The organism is Flavobacterium franklandianum, from assembly GCF_007097365.1.
Classification (GTDB): Bacteria; Bacteroidota; Bacteroidia; order Flavobacteriales; family Flavobacteriaceae; genus Flavobacterium; species Flavobacterium franklandianum.
Genome location: NZ_VJZR01000002.1, coordinates 133,938 through 143,366, shown reverse-complemented (window position 1 = coordinate 143,366; position 9,429 = coordinate 133,938). Strand labels below are relative to the sequence as shown.

At 32.9% G+C, this 9,429-nt stretch carries 11 protein-coding genes; 2 read left to right on the top strand and 9 right to left on the bottom strand.

Annotation, left to right across the window (positions count from 1 at the left end):
* Positions 1–144: 144 nt before the first annotated feature.
* The 9 genes from FNW17_RS03145 to FNW17_RS03105 form a co-directional block, all read right to left on the bottom strand.
* Positions 145–1,008 (bottom strand): sigma-70 family RNA polymerase sigma factor, encoded by an 864-nt coding sequence (locus FNW17_RS03145; RefSeq protein WP_143391845.1) that lies wholly within the window; start codon positions 1,006–1,008, stop codon positions 145–147.
* A gap of 166 nt (positions 1,009–1,174) precedes the next feature.
* Positions 1,175–1,399, bottom strand: coding sequence for a hypothetical protein (locus tag FNW17_RS03140; protein WP_235893235.1), 225 nt, complete (start codon positions 1,397–1,399; stop codon positions 1,175–1,177).
* A 204-nt stretch (positions 1,400–1,603) separates the two neighbouring features.
* Positions 1,604–2,350: a LytR/AlgR family response regulator transcription factor gene (locus FNW17_RS03135; RefSeq protein ID WP_143391843.1), complete on the bottom strand. Its 747-nt coding sequence runs from the start codon at positions 2,348–2,350 to the stop codon at positions 1,604–1,606.
* Positions 2,343–4,085, bottom strand: a complete 1,743-nt coding sequence (locus FNW17_RS03130) for a tetratricopeptide repeat-containing sensor histidine kinase (protein WP_144070849.1) — start codon at positions 4,083–4,085, stop codon at positions 2,343–2,345. The genes FNW17_RS03135 and FNW17_RS03130 overlap by 8 nt, the downstream gene beginning before the upstream one ends.
* A 110-nt stretch (positions 4,086–4,195) precedes the next feature.
* A complete protein-coding gene (locus FNW17_RS03125) occupies positions 4,196–4,588 on the bottom strand; it encodes a hypothetical protein (protein ID WP_143391841.1) in 393 nt (130 codons plus the stop codon).
* Positions 4,589–4,795: 207 nt separating this feature from the next.
* Positions 4,796–6,922 carry a polyribonucleotide nucleotidyltransferase gene (locus FNW17_RS03120; RefSeq protein WP_143391840.1) on the bottom strand — a complete coding sequence of 709 codons (2,127 nt, stop codon included), beginning with the start codon at positions 6,920–6,922 and terminating at the stop codon, positions 4,796–4,798.
* 190 nt (positions 6,923–7,112) lie between these two features.
* Positions 7,113–7,379, bottom strand: a complete 267-nt coding sequence (gene rpsO / locus FNW17_RS03115; protein ID WP_143391839.1) for a 30S ribosomal protein S15 — start codon at positions 7,377–7,379, stop codon at positions 7,113–7,115.
* 121 nt (positions 7,380–7,500) lie between these two features.
* Entirely contained in the window at positions 7,501–7,971 is a 471-nt protein-coding gene (locus tag FNW17_RS03110) for an energy transducer TonB (RefSeq protein WP_235893234.1), read from the bottom strand.
* The gene (locus tag FNW17_RS03105) at positions 7,919–8,200 is read right to left on the bottom strand and encodes a hypothetical protein (protein ID WP_143391836.1); all 282 of its coding nucleotides are present in this window, start codon (positions 8,198–8,200) and stop codon (positions 7,919–7,921) included. The genes FNW17_RS03110 and FNW17_RS03105 overlap by 53 nt, the downstream gene beginning before the upstream one ends.
* Before the next feature lie 224 nt (positions 8,201–8,424).
* Between FNW17_RS03105 and FNW17_RS03100 the strand changes: the two genes are divergently transcribed.
* Complete coding sequence (locus FNW17_RS03100) at positions 8,425–8,817, top strand: helix-turn-helix domain-containing protein (RefSeq protein WP_144070847.1); 393 nt, start codon at positions 8,425–8,427, stop codon at positions 8,815–8,817.
* Positions 8,807–9,415: an IS630 family transposase gene (locus FNW17_RS03095; RefSeq protein WP_144070846.1), complete on the top strand. Its 609-nt coding sequence runs from the start codon at positions 8,807–8,809 to the stop codon at positions 9,413–9,415. Before FNW17_RS03100 ends, FNW17_RS03095 begins: the two co-directional genes overlap by 11 nt.
* Positions 9,416–9,429: the final 14 nt, after the last annotated feature.

Below are 9,429 nucleotides of genomic sequence, written 5' to 3'. Positions count from 1 at the left end.
TGAAAAATAAAAAACTCCGGAAACCCGAGCATTTCTGCGAACAGACCGGAAGTTTTGTTTGAAAAATAAAAAACTCCGGTAATCAGCCGGAGTTTCAATCATCAATCAAAAAACGAACAGTTAATCAGACCGTCGTTACTGTTATTAACCTAAATAGGTTTTTAATATTTTACTTCTTGAAGTATGTTTCAATCTTCGGATGGCTTTTTCTTTAATCTGACGTACACGTTCACGAGTCAGGTCAAAAGTCTCCCCTATTTCTTCCAATGTCATTGGGTGTTGATCACCAAGACCAAAATACAAACGAACTACATCAGCTTCTCTAGGAGTCAATGTTTCCAATGAACGCTCAATTTCTGTACGCAATGATTCTTGAATTAAATTTCTGTCTGGATTTGGAGATTCGCCAGAACGCAATACATCGTAAAGGTTTGAATCTTCTCCTTCAACAAGTGGCGCATCCATTGAAAGGTGGCGACCTGAGTTTTTCATAGATTCTCTTACGTCGTTTACGGTCATATCCAATTCTTTGGCAATTTCCTCCGCTGTTGGTGGTCTTTCGTTAGATTGCTCTAACAAAGCATACATTTTGTTGATTTTGTTGATCGAACCAATTTTGTTCAAAGGCAAACGAACGATACGAGATTGTTCGGCCAAGGCTTGCAAAATGGATTGACGAATCCACCAAACGGCATACGAAATGAATTTGAAACCACGAGTTTCATCAAAACGTTGTGCGGCTTTTATCAAACCTAAGTTTCCTTCATTAATCAAATCGGGAAGTGTTAAACCTTGATTTTGGTATTGTTTGGCCACCGAAACCACGAAACGCAAATTGGCTTTGGTCAATTTCTCTAAAGCCTTTTGATCTCCAGCTTTGATCTTTTGTGCCAATTCTACTTCTTCATCGGCAGTGATAAGATCCACTTTTCCAATTTCCTGTAAGTACTTGTCTAATGATGCAGTTTCACGATTGGTTACCTGCTTGGTGATTTTAAGTTGTCTCATGTTTTTGTCTCCTCAATTTTTAAGTGTACAAATGGTTATACGTGTGGAGTTTCAAAAAAGTTACAAAAGGATTGAAAATATTTTTTATTTAACAAAAAACCCGTTTCAAATGAATGAAACGGGAATTACTAAAACTAAAATAAAAAAAAAGAAAATCTGGTTTATTTTATTTGAACTTGTTTTTGTCTCCATTTAGGATGTCGTCGAAAATTCTGTTCAAGGAACAAATGTATAAAGGGATTCCAATTACAAGAAAAACATACTCTTTTCTTACTATTGTTATGTCTTCCAAAATAATATATAGACTTGGAAGAATAAGTAGTAATGACAACAAAACTCCAACATATGGATTAGTCATTAATTTTTGACAAAGTGCGATAAATTTTAACATGGGTATATGATTATTTGAAACTGTCATGATGATTTATTATTTTTTATTTTGTTCATCAAATGTACTCAGCTTTTCTTTTTTTATGATCTTGATTGTCATGAAGCCCATTTTAATTGTCATTAAATTCCAATTTTAGTTTTAAACAAAAAAATCCTCTCGACCAAGAGAAGATTTAGTGAGTTTTGCATTAAAATAAAACCTTAGTTAAGACAAAATATTCATTTTTTTAATAAAATCTTTATACGTGTCGCTAAGGTTTATTTTGTGATTCCCTTTCAGAATAATCAGATTGTCGGCAAGGATGATTTCTTCTATTTTATCAACATTCACTATGGTATTGCGATGCGTTCTGATGAATTTATTTTTATCGAGTAAATTACTGATTTTAGTTAATGAAATTAGGATAACAAACTTTTCTTTTTCGGTTATAATATTACAATAGCGTTCTTCGACTTCTATATAAAGAATCTCATTCAAGGCAACTTTTTTCAGAGCATTTTTCTTTTTTATGAACATATAATCATTACTGATTACGGTATCTTGATCTTCGCTTAGAAAAACATTGTTTTGTTCATAGAATTTTTCGACAGCCATTTCTAAGGCATAAAGAATTTCCAATTCGTTGAACGGTTTCATCAAAAAGCTGAAAGGTTTGGTCAATTTAGCTCTTTCAAAAATTTGACGATCTTGCGAACTGGTCAAAAACACAAATGGTTTGGAAGCATTGGGAATAATATTGATGGTTTCGGCAAAGGTGATTCCGTCGGGTTTTCCGTCAAGAAAAACATCTATTACGATGATGTCAATAGTTTGCGCATAAAAAAGTTTTAAGGCATCGGTATAACTTCTAGCAACGCCTACAATGTTGTATTTGTTAGCCAAAAGTACTTTGCTAAGTGCATCACTTTGCTCGGGCGTATCTTCTATTATCAACACATTGATATTATCCATTTTGTTCTGTTTTTAGGAACGTCAATATCATTTTGGTTCCTTTATGTAGTTCGCTTTCTATTCGAATTGCGCCTCCATTTTTCTTGATCATTTGTTTGCACAATTGCATTCCTAGACCAGTTCCTATGGCTTCGGACTTTTCTTTTTTGGCTAACAATTCGTTGTCTTTTAAAATGGCTGCGATGGTGTCTTCATCCATTCCTAAGCCTGTGTCCTGCAAAACAAGTTGACAAGGTTCGGAATTATTTTCTTGCGTGTAAAAACTAATCTTGCCGTTTTCATTCGAAAATTTGATGGCATTATCTAATAAATTACGAAGCACAATTTTTAACGAATCGAGATCCACGAAGATAAAAATATTTTTGGAAACTGAATTCTCAAATGCAATCGATTTATCTATTAATAAGGGCTTGTAGTCGTATTCTATTTGTTGTACTATCGAAAACAAATGCACTGATTCTTTATGGAAATACAATTGTTTGGTTTGCAACAAAGCCCAATGTAATAAATTATCCAATAAACTGTAAGCTCCGTTGGCAATGCCGCTGTTTTGAATAATTAGCTGGTTTAATTCATCGTAATTTTTGGTTTCCAATGTTGCCGATAATTTGGCATTACTGGTTTTCAATGCATTTACCGATGAACGCAAATCGTGGCTTACAATAGAAAAAAGTTGGTCTTTGGTGGCGTTGAGTTCGTCGAGTTTGTCTTTTTGAAGCAGAATAATTTTGGCGTTTTTTACTTTTTGGGCATATAAATAGACACCCGCTGTTAGTAAAAACAATAAGCAGATTGCAGAGAAAAACAACCAATTCCGTTGACTGTTTTTTAGCTGGTTTTCTACTTCAAGTACTTTAATTTGCTTTTGCTTTTGAGCTACAGCAAACTTTTTCTCAAAATCAGCTACTGCCCACACTTTGTTTTGATTGTTTATGGAATCTTTCCATTGGTCAAATTCCTTTCTATAGATTAAGGCTTTCTTGAAGTTGTTGCCCTTGTTTTCTTCTACCACAGACATATTTTTGGAAGCCATCTCTTTACTCTCAAAATCTTTTATTTTTTTGGATAAAGAATACGCTTTTTCGAAATAAGGAATCGCTTGTTGGTCCTTGTATTGTACATAATATAAATTGGCAATATTGGTGTACAAAAGAAATAGAGATTCAGATTTTTTTTCTTTTTCTAGTAGTTTTTTACTTTTAAAAAGATATTCCTCAGCTTTGTTAAATTGACTGAGATGCAAATAACTGACTCCTAAATTTTCATATATAATTCTGATTTTGATGCCTTGTTTGTCGAAATTTGGTGATTTTTCTACTTCATTAAAATAATAAATGGCTTTTTCAAATTCTTTTATTTCTAAAGAACATTCGCCGAGAGTTTTGTTTACTAATGGATAAAAAACAAATTTTTTAGACACTAAATTAAGCTCTTTTTTAGCCTCTCGAAATAATTTTAATTGTCTAAAGGAATTTCCTCTTAAGTAATGACAATAATCAGCTAATTCTTTGTTTTGATTTGAGTTTAATTGTTTCATACAATAAACTAAAGTAGAATCCCATTTTTGGTTTGTAAAAAAATATTGTGCTTTATTGAAGTTGGTTTCAGTCCTAAATTCAACAGCGATTTTTTGGAGCGATTTATTAAGAATAGCATTTGTAGCTTCCTCTTGAGAAAATAGAAATGAAGGAATGATTAAATAGAATGAAATTAGAAATAGTTTCAATTTGGTCATTTCAAGGAGAACTTTAGTTTAGAACGAAAGTACTATTAAATAATTACATCTTTTAATTATTTTTAGGATAATTAAAAGATGTAAATTAGAATATTTAGATGGTATTCATATTATTGTCCAACTCCTGTCACAGTCCCTCTAGAAGTTTCAGGATCTAAGTTTATCATAAAAGATTCAACAGTTGTAATATTCCCTACTGTATCTGAGGTGTAATCTACTTCTATGTAATACACATCGCAGGTTTCTGGAGTAACTTCTGAGAAATCATAGTCGTAGTTCATCGTCAAAGTATTCGCTGATTCTGTAGGTTCTTCAACTATTGGAGGAACAATGTCATCTGAATTCATATACAAAGTAGCTCTAATTTTTAGCGTTAATACACCATTAGGACTGTAGAATTTTGCCGAAACTAAAGGAGCTACTGGATAAGTAACTGTTTCAGGACTTGAGAAGGTAAAAACCTGAGTGTTAATTTTCGTGTTTTGTAAAATATTGAATGCCATAATAGTACTTTTTTAAAATTATCGTTTTTAAAGATTTTTTGGAATGATAAAGATATTTTTTTTCTTTCAATAAACTATTAATTATACGATGTTTTTATAGTTTAATTCTTATAAAAAATATTATAAACCAAAAGCCCTATTTCAAGTTAATGAAACAGGGCTTTCTATAAATGAACCTTTAGTAAACTAAGATCTGAATACTCTTATTTATGACTCACGTGGAGGTCTAGCGATAAGTGCTTTTCTTGACACTTTTTCTTTTCTAGTTTTTGGATCAAGACCAAGGTATTTCACTTGAAAAACATCACCCATATTTACTACGTCAGCAACGTTTTCAGTGCGTTCCCAAGCTAATTCAGATACGTGAAGCAATACTTCATTTCCTGGAGCTGCCAAATATTCTACAACTGCACCAAAATCAAGCATTTTGATTACTTTCACATCATAAGCTTCGCCCATTTGTGGTTTGAAAGTAATAGATTGAATTTTAGCTAATACTGCTTCAATTCCTGCAGGATCAGTTCCTAAAATTTCAATAACTCCTTGCTCGTCTACTTCGTTGATAACAATAGTACAACCAGTAGCTTTTTGTAATTCCTGAATCACTTTTCCACCAGGTCCAATCAAAGCACCAATAAAGTTGCCAGGAATTGTTCTTGTGATGATTTTTGGAGCATACGCTTTAACATCTGCTTTTGGAGCAGCCAAAGTAGCGGTAAGGATTTCAAGAATATGCAAACGACCGTCACGAGCTTGAGCTAGTGCAGCTTCCATAATTTCGTATTTTAATCCGTCAATTTTGATGTCCATTTGACAAGCTGTAATACCTTCGGTAGTTCCGGTTACTTTAAAATCCATATCTCCTAAGTGATCTTCATCACCTAAAATATCTGAAAGAACTGCGAAACGATCACCATCAGTAATCAATCCCATAGCAATTCCAGAAACAGGACGAATCATTTGAATACCAGCATCCATCAAAGATAATGTTCCAGCACAAACTGTAGCCATAGAAGACGAACCATTAGATTCTAATACTTCAGAAACAACACGAATTGTATAAGGACAATCAGCAGGAATCATATTTTTCAATGCTCTTTGCGCCAAGTTTCCGTGACCAACTTCTCTTCTTGAAGTTCCTCTTAGAGGACGCGCTTCACCTGTTGAGAAAGGTGGGAAGTTGTAATGCAAGTAGAATCTTTCTTCGCCTTGTTCAGATGGAGAGTCAATTTGGTTTGCTTCTCTAGAAGTTCCTAAAGTTGCTGTTGCCAATGCTTGAGTTTCTCCACGTGTAAACAATGCTGAGCCGTGTACAGATGGTAAGTAATCTACTTCACACCAAATAGGTCTGATTTCAGTAGTTTTTCTACCGTCTAAACGTGTTCCTAAATCTAGGGTTACGTTACGAACAGCTTCTTTATTGGTTTTTTTGAAATATTTAGAAACTAAATCTCCGTCAACGGCCAATTCTTCTTCAGTAAATAAAGCTTTAACTTCTTCTTTTACTTCGTCAAATGCTGCAGAACGTTCGTGTTTAGCTGAACCTTTACTTGCAATTGCATAGATTTTATCATAAGCCGCTGCTTTTACTTTAGCGTAAATAGCCTCATCTTCTCTCTCTCCTTCGTACGTTCTAGTTTCTTTTTTTCCAAAAGCAGCTTGTAAACGTAGTTGAGCAGAAATTTGATTTTTGATATGTTCGTGAGCAAATTTAATTGCTTCAAGCATTTCTGCTTCTGAAATTTCTTTCATCTCACCTTCAACCATTGCGATTGAATCCATAGAAGCTCCAATCATCATATCAATATCTGATAATGCTAATTGCGCACGGCTTGGATTGATGATAAATTTTCCGTCGATACGACCAACTCTAGCTTCAGAAATTAATGTTTCAAAAGGGATGTCAGACAAAGCCAATGCTGCTGATGCTGCTAAACCTGCTAAAGCATCTGGCATTACATCTTCGTCATACGACATTAATTGAATCATCACTTGCACTTCTGCGTGATAATCATTTGGGAAAAGTGGACGCAATACACGGTCAACCAATCTCATAGTTAGCACTTCGCTATCACTTGGACGCGCTTCTCTTTTGAAGAAACCTCCAGGAAAACGTCCTGCTGCTGCAAATTTTTCGCGATAATCTACCGTCAAAGGTAAAAAGTCGATACCTGGACTTGCTTTTCTTGATGATACAACTGTTCCTAAGATTACAGTTTTACCAATTCTTACTACAACAGATCCGTCAGCTTGTTTGGCTAAACGACCTGTCTCGATTGTGATGTTTCTGCCATCACCTAAATCGATGTTTTCTACAAATAATTGTGGAATCATAAAATTTAATTCTATAAGTTAAACAATGGATTTTAGTTGTGTTGTAGTTGTTGTTGTTGCGTAGTTAATGCCTAAAACCCAATGAAAAACCAAACTTTTTTTAAATGTAAAAACTCAAAAGATTTGTAATGTCTTTTAAGTTTTGTGTAAAAACAAAAAGAGGCACTTTCGCACCTCTTTTCTATATTGATTATTTTCTAATACCCAATACTTTGATAATCTCACGATATCTGTTGATTTCTTTCTTTTTCAAGTAATCTAACAACGATCTTCTTTTACCTACTAATAGTACCAATGAACGCTCTGTGTTGTAATCGTGACGATTTTTTTTCAAATGCTCAGTAAGGTGGCTAATTCTGAAAGTGAATAAAGCAATTTGAGCTTCTGACTTTCCTGTGTTTGTTTTTTCTCCGTGTTTAGCGAAGATTTCTTCTTTAACTTCTTTTGTTAAATACATTCCAATATTATTTAAATGATTATTATGTATGAATCAAGATTTTCTTAATTCGTGTGCAAAGGTAGATTATATTTTTTGATTTGCAATGAGTATGGAAAATAAATTCGAAACAGAATAATTTTCATCGTGTGGATTGAACTGCTATTGGCAATGAAAATTTACATCTTACTTTTATTCCTCTTTGTTCTCCAGGAATCCAGCCTTTGTATAAACTTACTGCTCGAATAGCTTCGGCTCCAGAGCCATAGCCTATATCTCTCAATACTCTAACATCAGTAATACTACCATCTGTTTCAACTACAAATGTTACATAAATTTTCCCTTTAAACCCTTCTACTTTGGGAGTATTAAATGTTCTCGCTATATGCCTGTTGAAATTATCCATTCCTTTTTTTGGAATAGGACGAATTTCACTTACAGTGTATTTATGTCCCTCTTTATTTGAATCAATACTAACTCCCGAAATAAAATCACCGTTGTTATAATTTTCAGTATAAGTAATTTTCAATTTTTTGTCTTTTCCAACCCAAGTACTGTCTTTAAATCCGTTTTTTATCTCCAGATGCAAAATAGCCATCTTTAATCTCTTCATAATTTCCATTTCCATCGATAACTTCCTGAATATTTTTAGAATTCCAAAATTGATTGATTTTTAAACTTGTCTCCAATTTAACTTTGCTCTCTATATAATCGCCATCTAATTTTTTATTACCATTTTCATAAAGTTCATAATAATCTCCATAAATTCTATCTTTCTTATAATTTGCAATCGATTTTCTATTTCCATTTTCGTAAAAAGAAACAAATTGCCCCGTTTTCATTATTTGGTCTTTTTTTTCTGTTGTTCCTGTTCTTTACGTAGCTCCTGTCTTATAGTAATCAATTACACTGTAAGTTTCTTTATCCAAATAATAATCCTTTATTACTCTTATGTATTTGAAATCTTTATTTGTAGTCTCCTGCCATAAAGAATCTAAGTAGGTAAAATAAAATAATGTCGCATATTGTTGTTTATATGTAATAATATTTGTATATTTATCTCCTTATGAGATATGTAACACTTAAAAAAGAAGAGATTGGGGTATTGGAATACCAACATCAAAATAGTCCTAATAATACTGTTAGAAAACGTAGTCAATGTCTTGTTTTATCGCATCAAAGACACAAGATTAAGGACTTGGCCTCTATTTTTAAAGTCAGTCGCAGAACCATTGAACGGTGGTTTGATAGTTGGGCTGAAATCGGGGTTGATTCCCTTGCAATATCAGAGGGAAGAGGAGCTAAAACCCTTTTAAAAGACTATTCCAAAGAGGTTTCGGAGCAATTAGAACTTCACAATAGAAATTTAAAAAATGTATTAATTTACTTTGAAGAACAACACAATATCAACATCTGCAAAAAAACATTGCAGAATTTTTTAAAAGTTACTGGGTTATAGTTGGAAAAGAGCTAGACTCTCATTAAAAGGTAAACGAAACGAAGAACAATTTCGATTTAAACAAAAGCAAATAGAAACATTAAAGAGTTTAGAAGATAGCGGATATATTGATTTATATTTTGGAGACCAAAGTCATTTTGGACTCACTCCCAATGTGCCTTATGCTTGGCAAACAAAGGATAATCAAGTATTGTTGCCTGCTGCTAAAGGCAAATATCAAAATGTAGTTGGATTAATGACTCGTAAAAACAAGCTATATTTTGAAATACTTGAATCAACATTTAATTCAGATAAAATTATCTGTTTTATGGATCGTTTTGTGGAACAAACTATTAAAAAAACGGTTGTGATTCTTGACAATTCACCAATACATAAATCAAAGAAGTTTATGTCTAAAATAGAACAATGGAAAGAAAAGGATGTTTTGATTTACTTTTTACCACCGTATTCTCCAGAGTTAAATCTGATAGAAATTCTATGGCGAAGAATAAAATATCATTGGCTGGGTTTTGATGCTTATAAAAGCTTTGAAAATCTCAAAGAACAATTAAATTTTGTGCTGAATAATTTTGGCACAAAATACGACATTAAATTTTAACCTTTACTTAGGTA